The organism is Actinomadura soli (genome assembly GCF_005889715.1).
Classification (GTDB): domain Bacteria; phylum Actinomycetota; class Actinomycetes; order Streptosporangiales; family Streptosporangiaceae; genus Spirillospora; species Spirillospora soli.
The window spans coordinates 1-25,231 of record NZ_VCKW01000126.1 but is presented as its reverse complement, the minus strand read 5'-3'; the positions used below and the strand labels follow the sequence as shown (position 1 = coordinate 25,231).

Sequence of the window (25,231 nt, the reverse complement as noted above, 5' to 3'; positions counted from 1 at the left end):
GGGTTGTTCGGTTGGGGACGCGTACGTCGCCGTTGGCGTTGGTGCAGGCGCGTGGGGTTGCCGCGCGGCTGGAGGAGCTGGCCGGTGTGCGGGTTGAAGTGGTCGGGATTCAGACGGCCGGGGATCGGCATCGGGGGTATCTGGGTGAGCTGGGCGGCAAGGGTGCGTTCATGCGGGAGATCGACCGGGCGCTGCTGGCGGGGCGGGTGGATATCGCGGTGCACTGCCTCAAGGACGTGCCGGGTGATGTGCCGCGTCCGGAGGGGCTGGTGTTCGCCGCGTACGTCGAGCGTGATGACACCGCTGATGTGATGTTGTTCCCGATGGAGGGTGAGGTTCAGTGTCTGGCGGATTTGCGGCCGGGGGCGAGGGTGGGGACCTCGGCGGTCCGGCGTCGGGCGCAGCTTGGGCAGATTCGGTCTGATCTGCGGGTGGAGTATCTGCGCGGCAACGTCAACTCCCGGCTGGGACGGCTGGACTCGGGGGAAGGGTTCGACGCGATCGTGTTGGCGCGGGCGAGTCTGGCGCGGCTCGGTATCGAGCGGGCGGGCGAGGTGCTGGACATCGTCCCGGCCGTGGGGGCGGGGGTGCTGGCGGTGGACTGCCGCCGGGCCGACTCCCACATTGTGGAACTGGTGCGGTTGGTGGACCACAGGGACACCCGGCGGTGCGTGAGTGCGGAGCGGGCGATGTTGCATGGGCTGCAGGGGCATTGCAACAGCCCGATTGCGGGGCATGCTCGGGTGGAGCGGGACGGGCAGCTTAGCTTGAGTGGGATGGTGTTCGCCCGTGACGGGTCGGTGTTCGTGCACTCACATGAGTTGTCGCCGCCGGACAAGGGCGGGGACTTGGGCGCATATGTGGCGAGTGATCTGCTTCGCAAAGGTGCGCGCGACCTGATCGACGGCATTCCGCACTGAGGGTGCCGCTGGGGCTTCCAGGTCTGGTTTGATCTGCCTATGACGGACTGGTCTGGGTTGCAGGATGCTGAGGGGTCGGCGGCTTCCATTCCTGGTCTTCTTGGTCGGCTCACGCCCGATTCTTCGGAGCTTTGGGAGCGGCTGTGGGCTCGGTTGTGCCCGCAGGGCGCTGTTTTTCCGGCCAGTTTGGCGGCGCTGCCGTATCTGAGTGAGCTCGCGGCCCGATGGGCGGCTGAGGAGAGGGTCGAGCCGCTGTTGCTGGCGGGAGCGATCTTGGGGGCCGACGAGCGGTACCACCAGGTGTTCGACGTCCGGGAGCGGTACTCGGCGGAGATCTCGATGCTGCGCGACCTTACCGACGACACGCTCCGGACGCTCGCGGCCTCCGAAGACACCTCCACTTATGTTTACCTGCTTCAGGCGTTGATGGCCTTTGAAGGCGTCGACGTGTGGGATTCGCATCTGGAGAATCTGGTCACCGAGGAATACGAGATCAGCTGCCCGTCCTGTGCGGCCGATCTGTTCGTTGTGCTGGGCGACCGCGACTCCTTTGCCACCCATCAGGACTACGCCATCGAAGATGACGTGATCACGACACCGTTGCGGCCGGCCGATCCCGGCGAGCTGAGTGGAGCGCCCGGCACCCTCTACCAGACCGCGGTCCGGGACGAGCGCCACACCGTCGCGCGCCAGCTCCTGCACATGTTCGGTACGGCGACCTGTTCGCACTGCGAGACGGACCTGCCGATCGCCGAACGAGTCGCCGCCGCGTTCGGGCGCGACTCCTGACACGTCGGCCGGCGGGGCGGCGGTGTGGGGCGCTCAGGGGCGGGTGATTGCCGGGGCGAAGAGGGTGCGTAGGCGGTCTACCTCCTCGGCGCAGCCGTAGTGGGTCTGGTTGTGGCGCAGTGCCTCTTCCAGGGCTGGGACGAAACCGATGATGCCGAAGCGGAGGCCCTGGGTGCGGAGGAAGTCGAAGGTCGCTTGGCCGTAGCCGACTACCGGGATCGAGACCAGTGAGCGCGCGGCGGCGAGGCCCGTGTCCTGGCTGGTGCCGATCACGTAGGCCGAGTAGCCCCGGCGTTCGGCCTCGACAGCGCGTTCGGCGAAGTACCAGGAGAAGAAGACTTCCAGCTGGCCGTATCTCACGTGGTCGGCGGGCATCTTCGTCTCGTACACCTCGGCGGGCAGGGCGTGGAACTCCACGTCCGCGCGGTCGCCCAGGACGTCGCGGGCGTGCTGTTCGTAGCCCTCGTCCAGCCAGGGGTTGCGGCCGACGACCGTGTGCTTCTGGAACCAGATCCGGCTCAACGGGTCACCTTTCCCTGGGCCAGGGTGCGGCGGGCGCGGCGGATCACGGCCTCGTCGACCATGCGGCCCGACTCGTCCTGGACGACGCCCGACCCCGCTGCCTCGAACCGCGCCACCAGTGCGCGGGCCCGGGCGAGTTCGTCGGGTGATGGCGTGAACACCTCGTTGACCACGGGGAGCTGTGCCGGGTGGATGCAGGCCCGGCCCTGGAAGCCGAGGCGGCGGAGTGCGTGGGTCGATTCGGCCAGGCGGTCCAGGTCGCGGAAGTCGGTGCTGACGGGGCCCAGCGGCGGGTCGATTCCGGCGGCGGCCGAGGCCAGGACGATCTGCGAGCGGGGCCAGAGCAACTCGCGTTCGTCGGCGCCGGGGTCGACGCCGATGTCCGCGCACAGGTCGGCCTCGCCCAGTTGCAGCCGGACGACCCGGGGCGCCCGGGCGATCTCCTGGGCGCCCAGGACCGCGGCTGCGCTTTCCAGGACCGGGCAGAGTGCGGCCTTCGCCGGGCCTAGGAGTTTGTCGATGGTCGCTAGGTCGGCCGGTGTTTCCGTCTTGGCGACGCATATGCCGGCGACTGTGGGCAGGACGGGTTCTAGGGCGCGTAGGTCCTCGTGGCCCGCTTCCCCTGGGTTGATTCTGATCCAGATCTCTGGGGCGTCCTGCGGGAGGGTGGTCAGCCAGGCGGCCACGGTGCGGCGGGCGGTGGGCTTGGCGCCGGGGGCCACCGCGTCCTCCAGGTCGGCGATCAGTGCGTCGGCGCCGCGGGTCAGGGCGCCGGCCAGTTTCTCCGGCCGGTCGCCCGGGACGTAGAGGGCCGATCTCATCGCACCGGCCGGTGGACGTACTTCCCGACGGGGCCGCCCACGATCTTTCCCGCGTCGAGCACCTGGTGTCCGCGCACGAAAGTGTCGGTTGCCTGGGCGGTCAGCTCGAAACCCTCGAACGGCGTGTATTCCTGCGCGGACTCGGAGTCCTCGGCCCGGACGGTCCAGGTCTTGTCCGGGTCGACGAGGCAGAAGTCGGCGTCCAGGCCCTCCTTGATCGCGCCCTTGCCGCGCAGGCCGTACCGCTGGGCGGGGTTCCACGAGGTCAGGGCGGCGATCCGGCCGAGCGGCAGGTCGCGCCTGCGGCCCTCGGTGAGCATCCCGGCGAGCAGGTACTCGGCGCCGCCGAAGCCCGACTTGGCCAGGAACACATCGTCGCGGGGCTCGCCGAACTTGGTCTCGTCGCGGCAGCAGGCGTGGTCGCTGACGACCCAGTCGACGGTGCCTTCGGCGACGTGCCGCCAGAGCGCCTCGACGTCGTCGCGTGGGCGCAGGGGCGGGTTGACCTTGCCGCCTGTGCCGTGCGCGGTGTCGATGTCGGCGAGCAGGTGCCCGATCGTGACCTCGCGGCGGAAGTTGACGTGCGGGAACGCCCCGGCCATCCGGACGGCCGCGTCCATGGCCTTGGCCGAGGAAAGGTGCAGCAGGTTGATGTTGGGCAGGCCCGTCTCGTGCGCCAGGTAGGACGCGATCGAGATGGCGAGGCCCTCGGAGTGCGGCGGACGGGACGCGTGGTAGGCGGCCAGGCCGGTGAGGTCGCCCGCCTCCTCGACCAGCTTCGTGCAGGCGGTCATGATCTCCGCGGTCTCGCAGTGCAGCGACAGGGAGATCTCGTCGGCGAGGTCCGGGAACCGCTCCCTTGCCGCCTGGACGCCGCGCATCACGAACTCGAAGTGCGCGTAGTCGTACCGCTCGCCCTTCGGGGTCATCAGGAACGAGCTCTGGTCGGACGAGCGGCCGTGCAGCCCATGGCCGCCGTAGAACATGAAGATCTTGAAGGACGGGACACCGAAACGCTCGATCAGGTCCGGGATCTCGGTGATGTGACCGGACGACATCGGCGCCAGGTGGAAGGCGTAGTCGATGTGCGAGCGTCCGGCGGACGCGTCCAGGACCTCGGGGAAGAAGTCGGCGTACGGACCGCCCTTGTTCAGGTAGTACTGCCCCGTCCGCATGTAGGTGAGCGCGGTGGTGACGCCGCCCTGCGCGGACGCGCGGCTCTCGGTGACCGTGTCCTCCGCCAGCGGGCTGTAGATGCCCCAGTGCTGGTGCGCGTCGACCACGCCCGGGAAGGCCGGACGGCCCCGCCCGTCGACCACCTGGGCGGCGTCCGCCGCGTCGATGCCGGGTGCCACGCGGGCGATCCGGCCGTCGCGGACGGCGATGTCCGCCTCGAACGGGTCGTCCTGCTCGTGCGTGACGACCTTGACGTCCTTGACCAGCAGATCGTATTCAGCCATGGGTCTCTTCCTTCGTGTCCCGGTCCTGGAAATCCGCGAGGGGGCGGAGCAGGTCGCCGACGCCCGCCAGGTCGGCGAGCCCGCGCACGCGGCGGGCGGTGCCGGCGGCGGCGTCCGCGGACAGCCGGCCGCGGGTGTTGTCGCGGAACTTCAACTCCAGCTCCGCGTCGCTGACGGGACGGTCGGGACCGCCCCGGTTGACGGGCACCTCGTGCCGCCATTCGCGGCCGTCGACGTCGCGGGCGGTGAGGACGGCGGGGAACTGCATGGGGAAGATCTCCGTCGCGCGGTCGTCGGCCACCACGTCCACCTTGGCCATCAGCGCCCGCCGGTAGGGGTCCCGGGCCAGCTCGTCGGTGTAGTCGCCGAGCCCGACGCCGAGCCCGCCGCCGCCGAGCAGCCCGGCGACGACCGCGTACGGGCCGGAGAACTGCGCCTGGTAGCCGGTCTCGGGGGCGCGCTTCAGCTCGATCGGCCGGCCGATCGAGCGGATCACCGGGGCGGGGACGCCGAGCGTCAGCGACGCGACGCGGTCGGCCGCGAGGCCCTGCTCGCGCAGCGCGATGGCGGTGTCGACGGCGGCGTGGGTGAAATGGTTCGCGGGGTAGGGCTTGAAGAAGATCCCCGGGACGGCCCAGTCGGAGCCGAGGCCCTCGGTGATCTCCTTCGGCTCGTACTCGCCGCGCAGGAACGCCTGGAAGAAGCCGAAGCGTCCCTCCAGGACCGTCGGCGGCCCGGTGAAGCCGCGGCCGACCAGTTCGGCCGCGGTGACCGCGGAATGCGCGGCCCATCCGCAGTGCAGGCGTTTCACGGTGCCGCCGGTCCGGTTGGCCTCGATGAGCCCGGACGCCATCGACGCGGCGACGCCCAGGGCGTCCAGCAGGCCGTCGCCGTCCAGGCCGAGCTGCAGGCCCGCGGCGACCGCGCCGCCGAGCGCGCCGCAGATCGACGTGGCGTGCTGGCCGTGCTCGAAGAAGGTCGAGTTGCCCGCCCGCGCGTCGTATCCGGCCATGCCCAGCCGGACGCAGACCTCCAGCCCGACCGCTATCGCGCGGATCGTGCCGCGGCCGGACGCGCCCGCGCGCTCGCCCGCGGCCAGCGCGGCGGGCACCACCGAGGCGCTCGGGTGCAGCACGGACGGCAGGTGCGTGTCGTCGTAGTCGAGGGAGTGCGCCAGCACGCCGTTGGCCAGCGCCGCCAGGGGTGCGGGCACGGCCGCGCCGCCGCCGATCGCGTGCGCCTGCGGGCGTCCGCCCTGATCCTGGACGTACTCCAGGACGGCCGCGCTCGTCGGTAGCCGGTGCGCCGCCACGCACAGCCCGATCACGTCGAGGACGCGCTTGCGGACGCTGTCGACGACGTCGTCCGGCAGTGTCGCGAACGATGTCGCGGCGGCGAATTCCGCGAGTTCGCGTGCCAGTTCCGGCTCGCTCGGCAGCTCCCGCTCAGCCATCGGAACGCTCCAATGAGACAAGGGCGAGGGGGCGCGCAGGAGAGCCGGTCGCGCCTACCAGCGGTAGTGGCGCCAGGACGAAGGTGAACTCGTGGACGCCCGCGCGCGCGATCTCTTCGAGGTCGAGCGTCTCGATGATGTAGATCCCAGACTCGACCAGCAGCACGCGGTGCGCGGGCAGCACGCTGTGGCCCTGGCCTGGCGGCAGGCATTCGAAGGCGATGGTGTCCGCGCCGGCGGCGTGCACACCGCGCCCGGCCAGCCAGCGGGCGCCCGCCTCGGCCACGCCCGGCACGCCGGACTTCGCGCCGATGTAGGCGTCGCGGTCGGGGTCGGTGAAGAGCCGCCCCCAGCCGCTGCGGACGAGCACGACGTCGCCCGCGCCGACGTGGGTGCCCGTGACGATCATGTCGTTGGCGGCCGAGCCCCCGTCGGGACGCGTCCGGTCGCCGTGCCGCCGCGGCAGCGTGTGCCAGTAGGCGGGATGGTTCGGCGACTGCGGCATCCCGATGGACATCGGGCGGGCGAGGTCGTAGACGGTCACCCCGGCGCGCACGGCCGCCAGGAGGAGGTCGGGGTGTCCGGTCGCTGGTTGAGAGGTCACTGCGGGCCTTGTCTCCGGATTCCTTGAGGGTTCGGGCGGTCGGGGTCAGGTCACGATCCGGCCGGGGGTCAGGTCACGATCCGGCGCTCGCGCAGGCTCGCGACCTCCGCCGGGTCGAGGCCGAGCTCGTCGACGAGCAGCGCGTCGGTGTCGGCGCCGAGCGCGCGTCCGGTGAAGCGGATCCGGCCCGGCGTTCGCGACATCCGCCACATGACGTTGTGCATCAGCATCGGCCCGAAGTCCGGGTCGGGGACGCTGGTCAGCATCTCCGTCTCCCGGATGTGCGGATCGTCGACGATGTCCGCCGCGCTGTAGACGGGGGCGATGGCGGCCCCCGCGGCGGTGAACTCCTCGATGACGTCCTCGCGGGTGCGTCCGGCGATCCAGCCGCCGACGAACTTGTCGAGCAGGTCCGCGTGCGCCGCGCGGCCGTGGCCCGTCGCGAACCACGGCTCCTCGACCACCTCGGGGTGGCCGACGAGGCGCAGCACCCGCTCGGCGATCCGCTGCGCGCTGGTCGACACCGCGAGCCAGTGGCCGTCCGCCGTCCGGTAGGTGTTGCGCGGCGCGTTGTTGGTCGACCGGTTGCCGTGCCGCTCCTCGACCACGCCGAGCTGGTCGTACACGGTCGGCGCCGGGCCGACCGCCGTCATCAGCGGCTCCAGCAGGCTCAGGTCGATGACCTGGCCGCGCCGCTCCGGGTCGCGGTCGCGGTGCCACAGCGCCATCGCCGTCGCGGACGAGGCCGCGATCCCGCAGAGGCTGTCGGCGAGCCCGAACGCGGGCAGCGTGGGCGGCCCGTCCGCCTCGCCGGTCATGTACGCGAACCCGCTCATCGACTCGGCGAGGGTGCCGAACCCGGCACGTCCGGCATACGGGCCGCGCTGCCCGAAGCCGGTGACCCGGACGATGATCAGGCTCGGGTTGGCCTCGTGCAGCCGGTCCGGGCCGATGCCCCAGCGCTCCAGCGTCCCCGGGCGGAAGTTCTCGATCAGGACGTCCGACCGCGCGGCCAGCCTGAGCAGGATCTCGGCGCCCTCGGGGGCGGAGAGGCTGAGCGCCAGCGCCCGCTTGTTGCGCGAGATCTCCTTCCACCAGATCGGCGTGCCGTCCTTGGACCTGCCGTGCCCGCGCATGCCGTCGCCGGTGACCGGGTGCTCGATCTTCACGACGTCCGCGCCGAAGTCGCCGAGGATCTGCGCGCACAGCGGCCCGGCGAGGATCGTCGAGGCGTCGATGACCCGCAGGCCCTGCAGTGGACCGTCCTGCATTCATTCCCCCAAGTGAAATCTGGACACGATCAGTGCCGCGGCGGTGCGGCGGCGGGAGCCGTGCTGCCGGGCGGGCGGCGGCCCAGGTCGGCGGAGATCGCGGCGGCCGCCGCGATCACCTGGTCGCCGAGCGACCTGCTGCGGCTGCGGGTGAACATGTCCTGCAGCCCGCACACCGAGATCGACCCGATCGGCTGCCCGGCCGCGCCGTAGATCGGCGCCGCGACGCTCGCCGCGCCCGACTGGCGCTCCCCGGAGCTGACCGCGTAGCCCAGCGCCCGGATCCGGCCGATCTCCTCGCGCAGCGCCCCCGCCGAGGTGATGGTGGCGTCGGTGACGCTGTCGAGCCTGTGGTGCGCGACATAGTCGTCCACCTCGCCGTCGGGCAGCGCCGCCAGGATCGCCTTGGACGACGACCCCGCGTGCAGCGGATGGCTGGAGCCGAGCGCGACCGACATGCGGATCTCGTGCGACGACAGCACCTGGTCGACGTACACCCGCGACCAGCCCTGGCGCAGCGAGAGCGTGGTCGTCTCCCCGGTGCGCTCCGACAGCGCGACGAGGTGGCGGTGCGCGATGGCCGGGACGTCCAGCTCGCGCATCGCGGCAAGCCCGATGCCCAGCGCGCCGGGCCCGAGCCGGTAGACCTTCGTCGTCTCGTCGAAGCGCAGGAACCGGCCGTTGACCAGCTCGCGCAGGATCCGGTGGGCGACCGCCTTGGACAGGCCGGTCTCCCGGGCGATCATCGAGACGCCCTGGGCCTGCGGCGAGCGGGCGATGGCGTCGATCACGGCGAGGGCCCGGGCGATGCCCGAGCGCGCCGGGCCCTTGGAGCCCGAGCCGTTCTCCTCCGCCTGGTCCATCCGGATATCGGTGTCCGTGTCCGTGTCGGTGCCGATGCCGGGATCGGGGTCGGGGTCGTTGGTCGTCATGGGTTCCTCGGCCGGGACGTTCGCGTCCGTCACGCCCCGATCACCCTGTTCTCCTCGGCCCAGAACGCCACGCGCCGCTGGGCGAGCCGGATGAGGAAGTGCGCGATGAGCCCGAGCACGGAGAGCACCACCAGGACCGCGAACATGCCGGCGATGTCGAAGTTGAAGTTGCTCTGCAGGAGAAGGTAGCCCAGCCCCTCCTTGGCGCCGATGAACTCGCCGACGACCGCGCCGAGGATCGCGAACACGATCCCGATGTCGAGCCCGGCGAAGATGAACGGCACCGCGGTGGGCAGCCGCACCATGCGGAAGATCTGGAAGCGTCCGGCGCCGAACACGGTGAGCATCTGGATCCGGTCGGCGTCCGCGGAGCGCAGCCCCTCGACGACGTTGACCAGCATCGGGAAGAACGAGATGACCGCGGCCATCACGATCTTGCTGCTGATGCCGAAGCCGAACCAGACGACGAACAGCGGCGCCAGCGCCACCTTCGGGACGGTCTGGAACGCCACGATGTACGGCATGAGGGTCCGCTCGACCAGCCGGACCTGCGAGATCAGCGTGCCGAGCAGCATCGCCGCGCCGACGCCGATCGCGTACCCGAACAGCGCCTCCTGGAGGGTCACGCGCAGGTGCCCCCAGAACTGGCCGTCGGTGAGCTGGCCTTCGAGCGCCTCGTAGATCTGCGACGGCCGCGGCAGGGTGTACTCGTCGATCCCGAGCGGCGTGGCAAGGAACTCCCCGCCGAGCATCACGATCGCGAAGACCGCCGGGACCAGCAGGATCTCCGGCCGCTCCCGCGGATCGAGCACCCGCCGCCGCGACTCGCCCGCCCGCGCGGCGGCCCCCGTGCCCGTGGCCGTCTTCTGCGTGGACGTGCCCTGCTCGGACGTGTTCTGCTTCTGCGTTTTCTGTGTCGATGCCATGAGGGACCCCGTCAGTCGATGACGCCGGAGGCGCTGAAGTGCTCGCGGATCCGCTTGACGTAGACGCCCGCCGCGTCCGAGGACACGATCCCGAGATCGCGCGGACGGCCTAGGTCGATGTCGACGATCTCGGCGATCCGGCCCGGCCGGGGGCTGAGCACGACGACCCGGTCGGACAGGAAGACCGCCTCGGAGATCGAGTGCGTGACGAACACGATGGTCTGGCCGCTCTCCCGCCAGATCCGCAGCAGCTCGACGTTCATGTACTCGCGGGTCATCGCGTCCAGGGCGCCGAACGGCTCGTCCATGAGGAGCACCGCCGGGTTGTGCACCAGCGCCCGGCAGATGCCCGCCCGCTGCTGCATGCCGCCGCTCAGCTCGTGCGGGTACTTGCCGGCGAAGTCCTCCAGGCCGACCATCCGCAGCAGGTCCTCGGCGCGCCCCCGGTACTCGCGGGCGTTCAGCCGCTGCACCTGGACCGGGACCATGACGTTCTGCAGGATCGTCCGCCACGGGAACAGGGTGGCCGCCTGGAAGACCATCCCGGTGAACGACGCCGGCTCGCCCTGGGCCGGGGTCGCGCTGTCGACGAAGCTCCGCAGCACCTTCGTGTCGCCGGCCAGCCGCTGCTCGGCCGACTGGCCGGACAGCATCGCCGGGAACGTCTTGAACCCGACCTGCATCGCGCCCTCCGGCTGGACGGAGGAGAACAGAAGCCCCTGGTAGGCCGCCCGCAGATAGCGGGTCAGCGCGTCCTTCTTCTTCTTGATCGTGTCCTCGCGCGCCGCGAAGGTGAGCGACCGGATGCCCTGGAAGGCGGCGGAGTTCGGGAGATACCGGAGCTTGGTGCCGGAGTTCTCGATCGCCGCGTACGGCGCGGTGTAGAGCGCCAGCGCGTCCACCTTGCCGGTGTTCAGCGCGGACGCGGCCGGGGTGCCGATGCCGACCGGCAGCAGGTCGATGTCCTTCTCCCCGTCCAGGCCCGCGTCCTTGGCGAACGCCTTGGCGTAGGGGGCCGAGCCGGACGCGAGGCTGATCACGCCGATCTTCTTGCCCTTGAGGTCGGTCCCCGACCTGATCGGGCTGCCCGGCTTCACCGCGATCCGCCACGGCCAGTTCTGCACGAGCCCGCCGATCGCCCTGATCGGCACGCCCTTCTCCTTGGCGGCCAGGATGGAGCCCACGTCGGCCGCGGTGATGTCGGGCGGGGTGGCATGGGTCTCTGTCCGAGGGTTGACATGGGTCTCTGCCGGGGCGCGCCCCTAGGCGGGCGTCCCGGGGTCCTCCGCCGCCGGCGCCGCTCCGATGCCGGCGACCGCGAGGTCGTTGTAGACGTGCTGCTCGACGATCAGCCCGTCGCGCAGGACGAACACGTCCGCGTACCGGACGCCCGAGAAGGGGCGTCCGGCCGGGTCCTCGCCGTAGAGGGTGCCGAGCGAGGTGACGGTCGCCGCGCCGCCGTCCGCGACGCCCTCGAAGTAGCGCTCCCGCTCCTTCCGGACCCAGCGGTGCCGGGCGGCCGACCCGGCGGCCATCTCCGTGAGCGTGGTGTACACCCGGTCCCCGGGGAACACCAGCCGCGCGCCCGGGGCGAGGAGTGCGCCCGCTTCGTCCAGTTTGCGGTCCTCGCACAGCTGCAGGTACCTGTCGACGAGAGCGGTCGCCGCCCCCGGGCTCATACTGCCCACGGATCGCCCCCCTTTCGTTCGGCTCAGCGATACGTCGTTCGTGTTGCCGGAACGATAAGTTCACGTTCAGCGGGGAGTCAATAGTTCGAAACGCAAATTTCGGACCGTTCCACCGCAGCTGAGCAGCGCGGAACGCCCCAGAACGGGCCGGTGCGAGCCGGTGCCGGGGGCGTGTGCTTCCGGGTGCTTCCAGGTGCTTACGCGTGACCGGACGCGGTGGTGAAGTAGGCGGCGGTCTCGGCGTCGGCCGGGTAGTAGGACTCGATCGCCACCTCGTCCAGGGTGATGTCCAGCGGGGTGCCGAAGGCGGTGATGGTCGAGAAGAGCCGCAGCTCACGACCCTGGAAGCGGATGATCATCGGGATCAGGACGTCGGATCCGACCGGCCGGCCCGTCGCGTCCCCGGGGGCGGGGCTCAGCAGTTCCTCGTACAGGGCGGTCAGGCCGGGGTCGGGGGCGGTGGCCAGCTGGCGGGTGATCCGGGAGCGGAAGACCGCGCGGACGTCGGCCAGGTTGACGACCAGGGGAGCGAGCCCGCGCGGATCCAGGCCCAGGCGTACGAGGTTGACGGGCGGTTCCAGGAGGTCGGGGGCGACGCCTGCGAGGAACGGGTCCAGGGCGCGGTTGGTCATCACGATGTTCCAGTGGCGGTCGAAGACCAGCGCCGGGTAGGGCTCGTGCGCGTGGAGCACCCTTGCGATCGCGTCCCTGGCGGCTGAGAGCGCGCCGTCTTCGAGGGGCCGTTCGGTGTAGCGGGGGGCGAAACCGGCGGCGAGCAGGAGCCGGTTGCGATCGCGCAGCGGGACGTCGAGATGGTCGGCGAGGCGGAGGACCATCTCGGCGCTCGGGTTGGACTTGCCGGTCTCGACCAGGCTGACGTGGCGGGCCGAGACGTCGGCGGCGATCGCGAGGTCGAGCTGGCTCAGGCGCCGATGGTGGCGCCACTGCCGCAGCAGCTCCCCGATTGTGTGCACGAACGTCAGGTTACTCATCGTGGCGCCGGGCGCCATGAAGTCGGATTTCATCGACAAGCGTCGCGGTCGGCGGAAACACTGGGTCCATGAGCGACGAGAACAAGAGCCTCGTGCAAAAGGCGATGGCAGAGTTGATCGAGACGGGTGACGTCGACGCGCTGGGAATGGTCCTGAGCGACGAATTCGTCCATCACAGGCCGGATTCGTCGGCCACCAAGGCGGAATGGCTCGCCGCGGTGCGCGCGGCGTGGGAGAGGATCGCCGATATGGAGGTCGAGGTCCAGCACGTGCTGGCGGACGGTGATCACGTGATGATGTATTCGCGCCGCCGGCTCCCCGACGGCGGGCCCGAGGTCGCGGTCGTCGATATCTGGCGGTTCGACGGCGGGCTGATCGCCGAGGCGTGGGAGGTCATCGAGCCGGTGGCCCAGGCGTCCGCCAACCTGGAGTGGTGGGAACCCGCCGGGCGCTGAATCAGCACCGGCGCCCTTATTCGGAGGGGCTAACGGGGTTTCTTCGTGGCATTGGCCAGCAGTCCGTCGACCAGGATGTGGAGGACCTGGGGGTAAAGATCGAGAGAGGCGCGCGCCGGCCATTGGTCGCCTATGGCGGCCAGATGCGGATAGCGGGACGCGTCCAGGGCCCGGAGGCTGAATTCGCTGTCGGCGTCGCCGATGTCGTCCTTCCGCCGGACGGTGTGCGCGCGGACGAGGATTTCGCCCACGGTGTAATACCAGATGCTCCGGAAAAGGTCGACGGCTTGGAGGCGCGTGCATCCGTGGTCGACCGCGCCGGCCACGATGGTCTCGACGAACCACAGGGCCGAATCGCCCAGGCGCGCGAGGAAGCCGTCGGCCGTGAGGACCTCCGCGCCCCACGGCCAGCCGGCGAGGGCGTCGTGGATCGTGGTCCACGCGACGATGATCCGGTCCCGCGGGCCGGCGGGCAGCTCGGGGCGCGCGACCTGGTCGACGTGCTCGTTGACGAGCTGGACGATCAGGTCGTCCTTGTCCCGGACGTGGTGGTACAGCGTGGTCGCCCCGACGCCGGTCTCGGCGGCCAGCCGGCGGATGGTCAGCGCCTCCCAGCCGTCGCGGTCGATGAGCCGCCGGGCGGCCGCCAGGATCTCGGCGCGGGACGTCGTCGGCGGCCGGCCGGTCCGCCCCGACGACGCGGGCCGCCCCGGTGACGCGGCCCGGCCGGACGAGGCTGTCTGGTCGGACGGCGCGGTGGGCGGGCGCTGGCGGTCTCGTGGTGCTGGCACCGTCCCATCATGCTGCCCGCCGGGCCCTCCGGGTGACATCGGCGGGTGCGCGGGCCTTCGACGCCCGGCTTCCGTGCTGTACTTTAGGAACATGTTCCAAAAGTCGAGCATCGCGGGGCCGCTGCGCCCCTACGCATGGACCTTCGCGGCCGTGGTGATCCTTCAGGTCATCGGGGCGGTCGCGGGCCTGGCGCCGCTGCTGGCGGTCGTCGAACTGGGACGCACCCTGCTGGCCCCCGGCCCGATCGATGAGGGCCACGTCTGGACGGTCGTCATCGCGGGCGCGGCCGGCCTGTTCGTCCGGCTGCTGTTCACGGCCGCGTCGTCCGGCATCGGCCACCTCCTGGACGGCCAGGTGCAGCTCTCGCTCCGCCGCCGGCTCGCCATGAGCCTGGGACGCGTCCCGATCGGCTGGTTCTCCCGCCGCCGGACCGGCGAGCTGGCGAAGGTCGTCGGCGAGGACGTCGCCGCGGTGCACCCGTTCATCGCCCACGCCCCCGGCGAGCTGGTCGCCGCGTTCGTGGTGCCGCTGGTGTCGCTCATCTACCTGTTCACCGTCGACTGGCGGCTGACGCTGATCACGCTGGCACCGGTGGTCCTGGCGGTGGCGCTCGTCCCGCTGATGATGACCTCGGCCCGGCTGCGCGAGCAGAAGGAGTTCGACGAGGCCATGGGACGGATCTCCAGCTCGGCCGTCGAGTTCGTCCAGGGCATCGCGGTGGTCAAGGCGTTCGGCGGCTCCGGCCGCGCGCACCGCCGCTTCCTCACGGCCGTGGACGATTTCGTCGCGACCTTCTACCGGTGGGTGCGCGGCCTGTCCCCGATCGCGGCGGGGATGCAGCTGGCGCTGTCGCCGCCGTTCGTGCTGCTGGTCGTGCTGATCGGCGGCGCGGCCCTGATCACGAGCGGCGGCCTGGCCCCGGCCGACCTGCTGCCCTTCCTGCTGCTGGGGCTCGGCCTGACCGCTCCGGTCGCGGCCCTCGGCCACGGCTTCGACGACCTCCAGGCCGCCCGCCGCGCCGTGGGCCGGATCCGGGACGTGCTCGCCGTGGAACCGCTGCCGGAGCCCGCGAATCCGACCCCGCCCCAGGGGCACCGGGTGGAACTCCGTGACGTCCGGTTCGGCTACGAGACCGGTCAGGAGGTGCTGCGCGGGATCGACCTGGTCCTCGAACCCGGGACGGTCACCGCGCTCGTCGGGCCGTCGGGCAGCGGAAAGTCGACGCTGGTCCAGCTCCTGCCGCGGTTCTTCGACCCGACCCACGGCGCCGTCGTCCTGGGCGGCGTCGACCTGCGCGAAATCGCTGGCAGCGACCTTCACCGGACGGTCTCGTTCGTCTTCCAGGACGTCCGACTGCTGCGCGCGTCGGTCGCCGACAACATCGCGCTGGCCGTGCCGCACGCCGGCCTCGACGACGTGGTCCGCGCCGCCCGCCTGGCGAACGTCCATGACCGGATCCTGGAGCTGCCGCGCGGCTACGACACGGTGATCGGGGACGAGGCGGGGCTGTCCGGCGGCGAGGCGCAGCGGATCTCGCTCGCCCGGGCGCTGCTCGCCGACGCGCCCGTCCTGGTCCTGGACGAGGCGACCGCGTTCGCCGACCCGCAGACCGAGCAGGCGGTGCGCCGGGCCCTGGCGGCGCTGGACGGCGACCGGACGGTGCTCGTCATCGCCCATCGCCTGGAGACGATCGCGGACGCCGACACCGTCGTGATGCTCCAGGACGGCTCGATCGCCGAACGCGGCACGCCGTCCGAACTCCTGGCGCGGGGCGGCGGGTTCGCCGCCTTCTGGCGCCGATCGGACGAGGCCAAGGTCCTGCAAGGAGGCGAGTCCCGATGATTCCCATGCTGCTGCGCGTCCTTGGACACCAATACGCCCGCCCGGTGCGCCGCACCGTGGCCTTGATGACGACGGCCGCCGTGGTCGAGGGTCTGTCGTACGCGCTGCTGGTCCCGGTGCTCCGGGCCCTGTTCGGGAGCACGCCCGAGGACGCCTGGCCGTGGCTGATCGCGTTCGGGGCGGCGGTCGCGGTCTACGCCGTCCTGCGCTACGCCGGCGACCTGTCCGGGTTCCGCGTCGGGACGACCCTCCTGCGCGGCATGTACCACCGGCTCGGGGACCATCTGGCCCGGTTGCCGATCGGCTGGTACGGCCCGGGCCGCGTCGGGCAGGTGTCCGTCCTCGCCGGCCGCGGCGTGCTGGACGCGATGGCCGTGATCGCGCACCTGATGGCGCCGTACATCTCCGCCTGCGTGACGCCCCTGACGATCGTCCTCGTGATGCTCGCCTTCAACTGGCAGCTGGGGCTGGCCGCGCTGGTCGCCGTCCCCGCCGTCGCGGCCATCCAGCTCTGGACGGGACGCGCCATGGCCGCCGCCGACGCCGAGCGCACCGAACGCGACCACGAGGCCACCGGACGGGTCATCGAATACCTCCAGGCCCAGCCCGTGCTGCGCGCCGGGGGCCGCACCGCCGAACGCTTCCGGCTGCTGGACGACTCGCTGCGCGAGCTGCGGCGCGCGTCCCGCCGCACCGTCCTGTCTGCGCTGCCCGGCGCGGTGGGCCTGACGCTCACCGTGCAGGCGATGTTCACCGTCCTGCTGACCTTGGGCGCCTACCTCGCGCTCGGCGGGAACATCGGCGCCGCGGAGGTCCTGACGATCCTCGTCCTGGCCGCCCGGTGCGCCGACCCCCTGCTGTCTTTGTCGGACATCGGCGGCAAGCTCCGCGGCGCCCGCTCCGAGCTGGCCAGGCTCGACGCGGTGCTGAACACCGAACCACTCCCCGAACCCCGCGAGCCGATCCGTCCGGAACGCCACGACCTGGAATTCGACTCGGTCACTTTCCACCACGGCGACCGCACGGTCATCGACGACGTCTCGCTTTCCGTGCCGCAGGGCACGCGGCTCGCCGTCGTCGGCCCGTCAGGCGCGGGGAAAAGCACTCTGCTGCAGTTGCTGGCCCGGTTCTACGACGTTGACGCGGGTGCGGTACGCATCGGAGGCGTGGACGTACGCGCCATTGACACCGAGACACTGATGGCCCACATCGCCATCGTCTTCCAGGACGTCTACCTCTTTGACGGCACCATTGAGGAGAATGTGCGTCTCGGCCGTCCGGACGCCTCCGACGCCGAGGTCCGGGCGGCCGCCACCGCGGCACGGCTGGACGACGTCATCGAACGCCTGCCCGGGGGATGGGCGGCGAACGTCGGTGAGGGCGGCGCCCTGCTCTCAGGCGGCGAGCGCCAGCGCGTCTCGATCGCACGAGCCCTGCTGAAGAACGCGCCCATCGTCCTGCTGGACGAGGTCACCTCCGCCCTGGACCCGGTGAACGAGGCGGCCGTCCACGAAGGCATCGAACGCCTGATGGCGGGACGCACGGTGGTCATGGTCGCCCACCGAATGCGCGCCATTCAGCGCGCCGACCACATCGTCTTCCTGGACGCCGGCCGAATCATCGAAAAGGGCGACCACGACGACCTCCTGCACCGCAGCGGCCGCTATGCCGCCTTCTGGAACATCTCCCTGACCCCTTGAGCAGAAAAGGCGCGCCGGGTGCGCACTCGCCGTACGAGATCAGCGGCGGCGTCCGGCCATTGCGCGTGGTCGAACGTGAATCCGGCGTCCAGCAGGCGGCCGGGGACGACGCGGCGGCTCTTCAGCAGGAGCTCGGTGTCGGAGCGGATGGCGAGCGCTCCGATCTCGCCATCCATTCCGTCGCGGGCAGGCCCACCGGAACGCCCCAGGCCGCGCGCAGCGCGCGCATGAACGCCCGTTGCGGCAGAGGGGCGGGAGCGGCGAGGTTCACCGGGCCGGTGAGGTCGTCCCGCGCGGCCAGGAACTCGATCGCGCGGACGAAGTCGCGGTCGTGGATCCAGGACACGTACTGCGCGCCGCCCGCGACGGGGCCGCCGAGTCCGAGCCGCGCGAGCCATAGCAGGACGTCGAAGACGCCGCCGCGGTCGGGGCTCATCACCATGGCGCTGCGCAGGGCGACCTTGCGCGTGGACGGTGTCGCAGCCCGCTCCTGGGCCCGTTCCCAGGCCCTGGCGATCTCGACGCTGTAGGCCCAGTAGCGCGGGACGCCGGGTTCCGCGCCGCCGATCACTCCGCTCGCCTCGTCGTTGGGGGCGTCGAAGCGGTGGGCGTAGATGGTGGCGGTGCTCATCTGCAGCCACACCCGGGGCGGGCGCGCGGCGGCCGCGATCGCCTCGCCCACGACCCGGGCGGAGCGCACGCGCGAATCCATCATGGCTTGCAGGTTGGCCGGGGTGTAGCGGCAGCTCACGCTGCGTCCGGCCAGGTTGATCACCAGGTCGCTGCCGTCGATGGCGTCCGCCCAGGGGCCGAGGGTCTCGCCGTCCCAGTGGATCTCGCGGTCGCGTCGCGGGTTCCTGGTCAGGATCACGACGTCATGGTTCGCGGCGGTCAGGGCGCGGTCGAGGACCGTGCCCACCTGTCCGGTCCCCCCGGGAATCACTACCTTCATCGGCCGCCCCTCGCGTCGTGGGACGAGCCTAACCCAGAGTTGAACACGTTCAAAGAGCGAGAGTGGCCTCGATGCCGCCCGTGCCGTCACCATATGAAAATTTCTCGAAGGAAGTATGGCCTGGCCATCTGGTCAGAACGTCCTGAAAAGCGGATGATGAGAAGTATCAGGCCGGGCCGTGGCCCCCGTGCGGCCCGGCCACCGCTTTGCCCGAACTCCGACTCCCGGACGACGCCCCGAGCTTCGGCGCATTCACCGAAGGCGAAGACGGTAATAACCCGGCTCAATCAGTACTACTGTCGGCATCACAGTGTGCAATCGAGACGTGCCGTTGAGTGGCGCACGGGAGCGGAAGTGAACGCACTTCAACCGAACGGCAACCCGGAGACGAATCGCCGCGTGCACGATTTCGGCAACAGTGGCCACAGCGCCCACGGCGGGCAGAACGGCCCCGGCGGCCAGAGCGGCAGCGGTCCCACGGTCCTGCGCATGCTGCTCGGCGGGCAGCTCAGGCGGCTGCGCGAGAGCCGCGGAATCTCGCCCAAGGACGCCGGCGAGGCCATCCGCGCGTCCGCGTCCAAGATCAGCCGGCTGGAACTGGGCCGCGTCGGGTTCAAGAAGCGCGACGTCGCCGACCTGCTCACCCTGTACGGCGTGATCGCGGCGGAGGAGCGCGAACCCCTCCTCGAACTGGCCGAGCGGGCCAACCGGCCCGGCTGGTGGCAGAGCTACAGCGACATCCTGCCGCCCTGGTTCGAGGTCTACATCGGGCTGGAGGAGGCGGCGTCCGCGCTGCGCGTCCACGAGACGCGGTTCGTCCCCGAGCTGCTGCAGACCGAGGAGTACGCCCGCGCCGCGCTCGGGCTCGGCCACCCGATGGCGTCCGCGACCGAGATCGAACGCCGGGTCAACGTGCTGATGCGCCGCCAGCGCATCCTCCGCCGCGCCGATCCCCCACTGCTGTGGGCGCTGGTGGACGAGGCCGCGCTGCGCCGTCCCATCGCCGACCGGGAGGTCATGCGCGCCCAGCTCGCCGCGCTGCTCGACGCGGTCCGCGCGCAGGACGTCACCCTCCAGATCGTCCCGCAGGCGCGCAGCGCGATGGCGGCGATGGCGGGCCCGTTCTCGCTGCTGCGGTTCGCCGAGGCGAGCCTCCCGGACATCGTGTACATGGAGCAGCTGACGAGCGCCCTCTACCTGGACAAGCAGGCCGACCTGTCGGTCTACAAGCGGCATCTGGACCGGATGTCGGTCAACGCGTCCCCGCCGGCCGCCACCGGCGACCTGCTCGCGGCCCTCCTCGACGGGCTGCACTGAACGGTCGAGGTCGCAATTTTTCGCAATGGACGATCCGATTGCAGATTTTCGACAGGGCGGCCAGAATGAACGGGCCTGCACCGACATGCCATGGAAACGTGGACCCCGAACCGCCGAAACCCTGTGGGAGGCGAAGTCGTGACCGGTGATGCGTACGCGCCCGGCCAGGAGCCGGAGATCCAGATCGACACCAGCGTGGCGCACCCGGCACGGGTGTGGGACTACTGGCTCGGCGGAAAGGACCACTACCCCGCCGACATCGAGGTGGGCGACCAGCTTGAGGCGACGATCCCCGAGGTCGTCCTGTGGGCGCGCGCCGACCGCGAGTTCCTCGGCCGCGTCGTCCGCCATGTGATCGGCGAGGGCGTGCGCCAGTTCCTCGACATCGGCACCGGCATCCCCACCAGGGACAACACCCACCAGGTCGCGCAGCGCCTCGCCCCCGAGAGCCGGGTCGTGTACGTCGACAACGACCCCGTCGTGCTGGCGCACGCGCGGGCGCTGCTCAACAGCTCGTCCGAGGGCGCCACCGACTTCATCGACGCCAACCTCCACGACCCCGAGTCCATCCTGGACGGCGCCGCCCGCACGCTCGACTTCGGAAAGCCGGTCCTGGTCACGCTGCTCGGCATTCTCGAATTCAGCGTCACCGACGAGGCGTACACGATCGTGAACCGGGTGCTGGAGCCGTTCCCGTCGGGCTCGTACCTGGCGATCGCCTGCCCCAGCAACGAGACCAACACCGCGGCGATGGACGAGGTCGCCCGGAAATGGAACGACAGCGGCGCCACCCCGATCATCATGCGCAGCGCCGAGGGCCTCAAGCTCTTCTTCGAGCACCTGGACCTGCTGGAGCCGGGCCTGGTGCCCCTGCCCCAATGGCGCCCCGACCCCGGCACCCTCTACGCCGACCGGGGCATGGACTTCTACTGCGCCGTGGGCCGCAAACCCTGACCGCTGCCCGGGACGGATCGGCCGCGGACCGGGCGACGTCCCGTCCCGCCGCCGTGCTCCCGGTGATCGACACCATCGCCGCCACGGGATGCGCGGCCAGCGCCGCGTCCGCCATGCGGAGCAGGTGGGACATCCGTTCGGCGGGGGTCGTCCGCCGCCATCCGGCGAACGCCCGCGCCGCCGCCGCGCAGGCCCGGTCGACGTCGTCCGGGCCCGATCGCGGGGCCGTCGCGTAGACCTCCCCGGTCACCGGGTCGACGATCTCCATCCGGCCGCCGCCGGACGCCGCGGGTGAACGCGCCGTCGACGAAGTTCCGCAGCTCACCCTCGCCACTCATCACGCCCTCCGATCACCGTGGCCCCTCCGATCACCGCGGCAACTGCTCGCCACGACGCTTCGCGGCCATGCTAGGAAGCCGCCGCCGTACCTCTCGCCCTGCGAATGGACCCGTCCGTCCAGGAGGGTTGTACGTTTCGTCCTCGCGGCGCCGTAACGATCGCCGGGGCGGGGAAGCTGTTTCATAATTCGTGCATCACAAATCGCGGCAACGGAGGCGAATCAGGTGGGCGAGATCGAGCAGGCTCCTCCCGGGGTGGACATCACCGTCCCCAGCCCGGCCCGCATCTACGACTACATCCTCGGCGGCACGGCCAACTACAAGGTCGACCGCGAGGCGGCGGAGAAGGTCCGCCAGGCCATGCCCGACATGGTGGACACCGCCTGGGCCAACCGCGGGTTCCTGCAGCGTTCGGTGCGGTGGCTCGCCGAGCACGGCGTCCGGCAGTTCATCGACGTCGGCGCCGGCCTGCCGACGGGGAACAACACGCATGACGCGGTGCAGGCGGTCGCGCCCGACGCGCGGATCCTGTACGCCGACTTCGACCCGCTGGTCGAGATGCACGCGAAGGTGCTGCTGCGGGACGTCCCGGGCACGGCGTGCATCACCGCCGACTTCCGCGACCCGGACGCCCTGCTCGGGCACGCGGAGACCCGCGCGATGATCGACTTCACGGAGCCGGCGGCGCTGCTGCTGGTGACCGTGACCCACTTCGTGTCGGACGAGGACGACCCGTGGGGCCTCATCCAGGAGTACATGAGCCGGCTGGCGCCGGGAAGCTATCTCGCCCTGTCCGCCGTCACCAGCGACCGGCAGATCGATGGGGCGATCGAGGACCTCAAGAAGGTGTTCGCCAGGTCGTCGTCCGGTGGCGCCTACCCCCGGCCGCGCGCGGAGATCGAGCGCTTCTTCGCCGGGCTGGAGATCGTCCAGCCGTACGAGGGCGCGCCGGCGGAGGTCTGCTACCTCGGGGAATGGGGCGCCGAGGACCCCGAGGCGGCCGACAGCGAGGGCTCACGCTGGGGATACTGTGCGGTGGCGAGGAAGCCGGCATGACGAAGAAGCCGACCGTGGAAGAGCTGGGCATCGACCCGGACGCCCTCGACTGGAAGCGCTCCGGCAACGACGAGGGCGCGATCGAGGTCGCGTTCGCCGGTGAATGGACGCTGCTGCGCACGTCCGGCCGGCTCATCTCGGTGTTCGACGAGAACGAGTGGGCGTGCTTCCTCGACGGGGTGAAGAAGGGCGAGTTCGACAACGCGGCGTCCTGAACCGGGGTTCCGAATCGGCGCTGCATCTGTGATTCACAAATTCGGAAGGCGTATGCTGATGGCGGTCGTCTGTCAAGGGAGGTGGTTCCGTTGAACGAGGCTTACGGGGCCACCATCGCCAAGCGGGGGCTGGCACGCCGTCTGCGGGACCTGCGCGTCGAGGCGGGCTACACCGCCAACCAGGTGTGCGACCGGCTCAACTGGGGCCGCGGCAAGGTCGGCCGGTTCGAGGCCAACTCCTGGGTGCGGCCCGAGCTCAGCGACATCCGCGACCTGGCGCGCATCTACGCCGGCAGCGACCTCGACGAGCTGGAGGAACTCGCGGCGCGGGCCCGGCAGCGGGCCTGGTGGCGCGAGTACCCGGACGTGTTCGACAACGAGTTCCCCGGTTACGAGGGCGACGCGTCCAGCATCCGGGTGATCATGCCGCTGGTGCTGCCGGGGCTGCTGCAGACGCTGCCGTACATGCAGGCCCTGCTGGCGTCCGGGACGAAGCCGGCGGAGTGGCGCGAGCAGGCGCTGCGGGCGCGGCTGCGGCGCCAGCAGATCCTCGACCGGACCGACGGCACGGCCCCGCAGCTCATCGCCCTGATCACCGAGGCGTCCCTGATGTACGAGTGGGGCGACGAGGGCGACCGCCGCGCCCAGCTCCGCCACCTGCTGATCGCGTCCGCGCGCCCGAACGTCGAGCTGCGGCTGCTCCGCCTGTCGGACGGCCTGCACCCCGGCATGTCGACGCTGGTCAACATCTTCCGGTTCCCCGGAGACGAGCCGCCCGTGGTCTTCCTGGAGAACGACGCCGATATCCAGGAGATCGACACCCCCGGCAAAGTGGAGGCCTATGACCGGATCTTCGAGCAGATCCGCGCGGCGGCTTTGAGCACCGCCGACACCGCGGAGCACCTGGAGAAACTGATCGCGACGCTGGAGTGAGACCTGGCTCTGGAGACCCGGCACCGGAGCGACCCGGCTCTGGAGCGGGGCCTGACTCTGGAGTAAGACCTACCAGGAGAAGAAGCGATATGAACCTCTCTCAGGCACGGTGGTTCAAGGCCACCGCGAGCGCGAGCAGCAACGGGGGCTGCGTCGAGGTCGCCGACCTCGAGACGGCCACGGGGCTGCGTGACAGCAAGACGCCGGAGGCCGGGGCGCACGTCGTCCCCCGGTCGGTGTTCGCCTCGTTCCTGGACGACGTCCGGGCCGGCCGCTACGACCGCTGACCGGGCGTTGCCCTCGCGAGAAGGACCACCGGCCGCGCGGCACGGACGCGCAGTAGAGCGGCGCGGACGTGCGGAAGAGCAGCGCGGACGAATGGAGCGACCACTGACCTGGTGATTCTCGCGTGAGGGGCGATCGCCCCCGGCGGAAGGACGCGACCCGGCTCCGGGGCGGAAGCCGGGCCGCACACAGGATCCCCCAGGGCTGCACCCCTGGGGGATCTTCATGTGTGCGGCCCTCTCTCAGGCGCCGTCCACGGTACAGCGCCGCCGCCGAGCCGTCCCGCGACCGCCGGTACGCGTTTCGGCCACGCCGGGCAGGAGCGTTCTGGGTTCCTACGGGCGTATCGGTGAACATCTCATTGTCAGCGGGAGAACCTTTCTCGTGTAGTGGGTTTCGGCCGCCGGGATGTGCGAGAGTTGGATCTGTGATTCACACATAGCGAGTCGCGAACCACGGAGGCTCATGTCGCGATTGTCTGAATTGCGACGATGGCTCCGCGAAACTCGGAGAGTGGGCGTCATGACGAAGACCGCGGCAGCGCGCGGGATTCCCTGGAGGCTGGAGGACGGCGGCTGCGCCGTCCTTCCCCTGCCGGGGGACGAGTCGATCGCCGCCGTGGCGCGGTCCCAGGTCAAGGGACTGCTGCCCGCGCTCGGGCTGACCGTCCAGGACGTCCACGACCTCGCCATCATGGTCAGCGAGCTGGCGACCAACGTGCTCCAGCACGCCACGTCCGGCGACGGGCTCCCCGCCGCCGAGCTGTGGGTGTACCAGCGGAGCGGCGAACGCGGACGCGACGAGCTGGTCGTCAAGGCGTTCGACACCCTCCGGCACTGGCGCCGCCGCCGCGAGATGGTCGGTGACATGCACGAACACGGCCGCGGGCTGGAGATCATCCGGATTCTGGCGGACGGGCGGTGGGGGCATCATCCGACCCGGTCCCGGCTGAGCTCCCCGGCCGTCCGCGGCAAGGCCACCTGGTTCGCGCTCCCCGTGACCCGCACCGAGCACGCCCGCCGTAACGCCGGGCGGGTCGACGAGCCGCAGGCGATGAGGAACCTGGAGACGCTCCTCGTCCAGCGCGGCGTCGACCGCCTCCGGCGCAGGGACGAACTCGGCGTCAGCATGCTCACCGGTCCCGGCGACCTGACGGTCTGGTGCGAGACCGCGTCGTTCCGCTGGTGCGCGCGCTCCGGCGAGACCGGAAAGCTCCCCGTCTCCGACATCACAGAGGTGTGCGAGCAGGTCGTCCGGCTCTACGAGGCTCTGGACGACCCGGGTTAGGAGGGGGCCGCGTGGCCTGACCGCGGATGGAGAGCGGCGGTCAGGCCATACGGCGAACGTCCGTCATGTCGGGCCATCGGCGAAGCTGTTCAGGGGCGCGGGATGGCGACGGCTTCGTAGGAGATGTGCGGGGTCGGCTCCGTGCTGAAGAACCGGATGTTGGGCAGGTACAGCCGGGAGCCGAACTCCGCGACGGTCGTCGGCAGGTCGAACCGGCCGTCGGTCACCCGCCGGACGACGCGGCCCTCGGTCCCCGCCTCGTTCAGCCGCAGGACGGCCACGGTGTCGAACCGGTTCTGCACCGCGTACAGCGTCCGGCCGTGCAGCAGCAGTCCGTCCCCTTCGGGCAGCGACTCGCCGTGCAGGTCCGCCCGGCGGGTCGCCCCGGTCGCCGGGTCGACGCGGAACAGCCCGCCGGTGTTCGACTGCACGACGAGCAGGCCCCGGCCGTCCGGGGTCGGCGTGATGCCGTTGGCGTTGAAGGCGGCGCTGCCCGGCCCGGTCTGGTAGACGAGGTCGCCGGTGAGCGGGATCCGGACCGCGGCGGCGGGCAGCCGTCCGCCGTCCAGCGGCAGCTTGTAGAGCACGGGGTCGGTGGAGTCGGTGAACCAGGCGGCGCCCTGGCTGAGGATGACGTCGTTGACGAACGTCGGCCCGGTCGCGAGCCGATAGGTGGCCAGCACCCGGCCGGTCCCGGTGTCGATGACCCGCGCGTCCCCGCCCGTCC

Annotated in this window: 26 protein-coding genes and 2 pseudogenes; 12 read left to right on the top strand and 16 right to left on the bottom strand. The window is 71.0% G+C overall.

The features are described from left to right. Both hemC and ETD83_RS23380 read left to right on the top strand, forming a co-directional pair. Nucleotides 1–920, top strand: a 920-nt coding sequence (gene hemC / locus ETD83_RS23385; protein ID WP_205717833.1) for a hydroxymethylbilane synthase, incomplete at its 5' end; no start/stop codon positions are given. Nucleotides 921–959: 39 nt separating this feature from the next. Further along, nucleotides 960–1,709 (top strand): hypothetical protein, encoded by a 750-nt coding sequence (locus ETD83_RS23380; protein WP_138647289.1) that lies wholly within the window; start codon nt 960–962, stop codon nt 1,707–1,709. 33 nt (nt 1,710–1,742) lie between these two features. Here ETD83_RS23380 and ETD83_RS23375 read toward each other — a convergent pair whose 3' ends face one another. The 11 genes from ETD83_RS23375 to ETD83_RS23320 all read right to left on the bottom strand — a co-directional run bounded on the left by ETD83_RS23375 (nt 1,743) and on the right by ETD83_RS23320 (nt 12,360). Continuing rightward, a complete protein-coding gene (locus tag ETD83_RS23375) occupies nt 1,743–2,231 on the bottom strand; it encodes an aspartate/glutamate racemase family protein (RefSeq protein WP_138647288.1) in 489 nt (162 codons plus the stop codon). Next, on the bottom strand, nt 2,228–3,052 hold the full coding sequence (locus ETD83_RS23370; protein WP_138647287.1) for an HpcH/HpaI aldolase/citrate lyase family protein: 825 nt from the start codon (nt 3,050–3,052) through the stop codon (nt 2,228–2,230). The genes ETD83_RS23375 and ETD83_RS23370 overlap by 4 nt, the downstream gene beginning before the upstream one ends. Further along, nucleotides 3,049–4,512, bottom strand: coding sequence for a dihydroorotase (locus tag ETD83_RS23365; RefSeq protein WP_138647286.1), 1,464 nt, complete (start codon nt 4,510–4,512; stop codon nt 3,049–3,051). The genes ETD83_RS23370 and ETD83_RS23365 overlap by 4 nt, the downstream gene beginning before the upstream one ends. Continuing rightward, nucleotides 4,505–5,965, bottom strand: coding sequence for an MmgE/PrpD family protein (locus tag ETD83_RS23360; protein WP_138647285.1), 1,461 nt, complete (start codon nt 5,963–5,965; stop codon nt 4,505–4,507). Before ETD83_RS23360 ends, ETD83_RS23365 begins: the two co-directional genes overlap by 8 nt. Further along, nucleotides 5,958–6,569, bottom strand: coding sequence for a cyclase family protein (locus tag ETD83_RS23355; RefSeq protein ID WP_230421114.1), 612 nt, complete (start codon nt 6,567–6,569; stop codon nt 5,958–5,960). The genes ETD83_RS23360 and ETD83_RS23355 overlap by 8 nt, the downstream gene beginning before the upstream one ends. A gap of 68 nt (nt 6,570–6,637) precedes the next feature. Further along, a complete protein-coding gene (locus ETD83_RS23350) occupies nt 6,638–7,840 on the bottom strand; it encodes a CaiB/BaiF CoA transferase family protein (RefSeq protein ID WP_138647284.1) in 1,203 nt (400 codons plus the stop codon). A 29-nt stretch (nt 7,841–7,869) separates the two neighbouring features. Further along, nucleotides 7,870–8,805 (bottom strand): IclR family transcriptional regulator, encoded by a 936-nt coding sequence (locus ETD83_RS23345; RefSeq protein WP_205717832.1) that lies wholly within the window; start codon nt 8,803–8,805, stop codon nt 7,870–7,872. Further along, nucleotides 8,802–9,698: an ABC transporter permease gene (locus ETD83_RS23340; RefSeq protein WP_138647283.1), complete on the bottom strand. Its 897-nt coding sequence runs from the start codon at nt 9,696–9,698 to the stop codon at nt 8,802–8,804. Before ETD83_RS23340 ends, ETD83_RS23345 begins: the two co-directional genes overlap by 4 nt. A gap of 11 nt (nt 9,699–9,709) precedes the next feature. Next, a complete protein-coding gene (locus ETD83_RS43835) occupies nt 9,710–10,897 on the bottom strand; it encodes an ABC transporter substrate-binding protein (RefSeq protein ID WP_268920486.1) in 1,188 nt (395 codons plus the stop codon). 63 nt (nt 10,898–10,960) lie between these two features. Further along, a complete protein-coding gene (locus tag ETD83_RS23325) occupies nt 10,961–11,377 on the bottom strand; it encodes a nuclear transport factor 2 family protein (protein WP_138647291.1) in 417 nt (138 codons plus the stop codon). A 206-nt stretch (nt 11,378–11,583) separates the two neighbouring features. Beyond that, nucleotides 11,584–12,360 carry a helix-turn-helix domain-containing protein gene (locus ETD83_RS23320; RefSeq protein ID WP_138647282.1) on the bottom strand — a complete coding sequence of 259 codons (777 nt, stop codon included), beginning with the start codon at nt 12,358–12,360 and terminating at the stop codon, nt 11,584–11,586. 86 nt (nt 12,361–12,446) lie between these two features. Here ETD83_RS23320 and ETD83_RS23315 point away from each other — a divergent pair, with 86 nt between their 5' ends. Further along, entirely contained in the window at nt 12,447–12,833 is a 387-nt protein-coding gene (locus ETD83_RS23315; protein WP_138647281.1) for a nuclear transport factor 2 family protein, read from the top strand. Nucleotides 12,834–12,862: 29 nt separating this feature from the next. On the opposite strand, the gene ETD83_RS23310 is transcribed toward ETD83_RS23315, so the two are convergent. Next, nucleotides 12,863–13,624, bottom strand: a complete 762-nt coding sequence (locus ETD83_RS23310) for a TetR/AcrR family transcriptional regulator (protein WP_205717828.1) — start codon at nt 13,622–13,624, stop codon at nt 12,863–12,865. A 91-nt stretch (nt 13,625–13,715) separates the two neighbouring features. Here ETD83_RS23310 and ETD83_RS23305 point away from each other — a divergent pair, with 91 nt between their 5' ends. Then, nucleotides 13,716–15,467 (top strand): ABC transporter ATP-binding protein, encoded by a 1,752-nt coding sequence (locus ETD83_RS23305; protein ID WP_138647279.1) that lies wholly within the window; start codon nt 13,716–13,718, stop codon nt 15,465–15,467. After that, entirely contained in the window at nt 15,464–17,167 is a 1,704-nt protein-coding gene (locus ETD83_RS23300) for an ABC transporter ATP-binding protein (protein ID WP_138647278.1), read from the top strand. The genes ETD83_RS23305 and ETD83_RS23300 overlap by 4 nt, the downstream gene beginning before the upstream one ends. Here the strand turns inward: ETD83_RS23300 and ETD83_RS46060 are convergent. Both ETD83_RS46060 and ETD83_RS23295 read right to left on the bottom strand, forming a co-directional pair. Continuing rightward, entirely contained in the window at nt 17,131–17,343 is a 213-nt protein-coding gene (locus ETD83_RS46060; RefSeq protein WP_205717827.1) for a DUF1731 domain-containing protein, read from the bottom strand. The two genes, ETD83_RS23300 and ETD83_RS46060, sit on opposite strands and share 37 nt — an antisense overlap. Further along, entirely contained in the window at nt 17,289–18,119 is an 831-nt protein-coding gene (locus ETD83_RS23295) for an epimerase (RefSeq protein ID WP_205717826.1), read from the bottom strand. The genes ETD83_RS46060 and ETD83_RS23295 overlap by 55 nt, the downstream gene beginning before the upstream one ends. Before the next feature lie 354 nt (nt 18,120–18,473). Between ETD83_RS23295 and ETD83_RS23290 the strand changes: the two genes are divergently transcribed. After that, complete coding sequence (locus tag ETD83_RS23290; protein WP_230421113.1) at nt 18,474–19,436, top strand: helix-turn-helix domain-containing protein; 963 nt, start codon at nt 18,474–18,476, stop codon at nt 19,434–19,436. A gap of 138 nt (nt 19,437–19,574) precedes the next feature. Beyond that, on the top strand, nt 19,575–20,390 hold the full coding sequence (locus tag ETD83_RS23285; protein ID WP_230421112.1) for an SAM-dependent methyltransferase: 816 nt from the start codon (nt 19,575–19,577) through the stop codon (nt 20,388–20,390). A gap of 163 nt (nt 20,391–20,553) precedes the next feature. Here the strand turns inward: ETD83_RS23285 and ETD83_RS44725 are convergent. Next, nucleotides 20,554–20,658, bottom strand: a pseudogene (locus tag ETD83_RS44725) (hypothetical protein); the annotation flags it as partial. A gap of 295 nt (nt 20,659–20,953) precedes the next feature. On the opposite strand from ETD83_RS44725, the gene ETD83_RS23275 reads away from it, so the two are divergent. From ETD83_RS23275 to ETD83_RS23255, 5 genes are all read left to right on the top strand, one after another. After that, nucleotides 20,954–21,784, top strand: a complete 831-nt coding sequence (locus ETD83_RS23275) for an SAM-dependent methyltransferase (RefSeq protein WP_138647276.1) — start codon at nt 20,954–20,956, stop codon at nt 21,782–21,784. Then, nucleotides 21,781–21,999 (top strand): DUF397 domain-containing protein, encoded by a 219-nt coding sequence (locus ETD83_RS23270; RefSeq protein WP_138647275.1) that lies wholly within the window; start codon nt 21,781–21,783, stop codon nt 21,997–21,999. The genes ETD83_RS23275 and ETD83_RS23270 overlap by 4 nt, the downstream gene beginning before the upstream one ends. Before the next feature lie 90 nt (nt 22,000–22,089). Continuing rightward, nucleotides 22,090–22,932, top strand: a complete 843-nt coding sequence (locus ETD83_RS23265) for a helix-turn-helix domain-containing protein (protein WP_138647274.1) — start codon at nt 22,090–22,092, stop codon at nt 22,930–22,932. An 89-nt stretch (nt 22,933–23,021) separates the two neighbouring features. Beyond that, nucleotides 23,022–23,219, top strand: coding sequence for a DUF397 domain-containing protein (locus ETD83_RS23260; protein WP_131963459.1), 198 nt, complete (start codon nt 23,022–23,024; stop codon nt 23,217–23,219). A gap of 520 nt (nt 23,220–23,739) precedes the next feature. After that, a complete protein-coding gene (locus tag ETD83_RS23255; RefSeq protein WP_138647273.1) occupies nt 23,740–24,504 on the top strand; it encodes an ATP-binding protein in 765 nt (254 codons plus the stop codon). An 89-nt stretch (nt 24,505–24,593) separates the two neighbouring features. Here the strand turns inward: ETD83_RS23255 and ETD83_RS42725 are convergent. Further along, nucleotides 24,594–25,231 (bottom strand): annotated as a pseudogene (locus ETD83_RS42725) (superoxide dismutase); the annotation flags it as partial.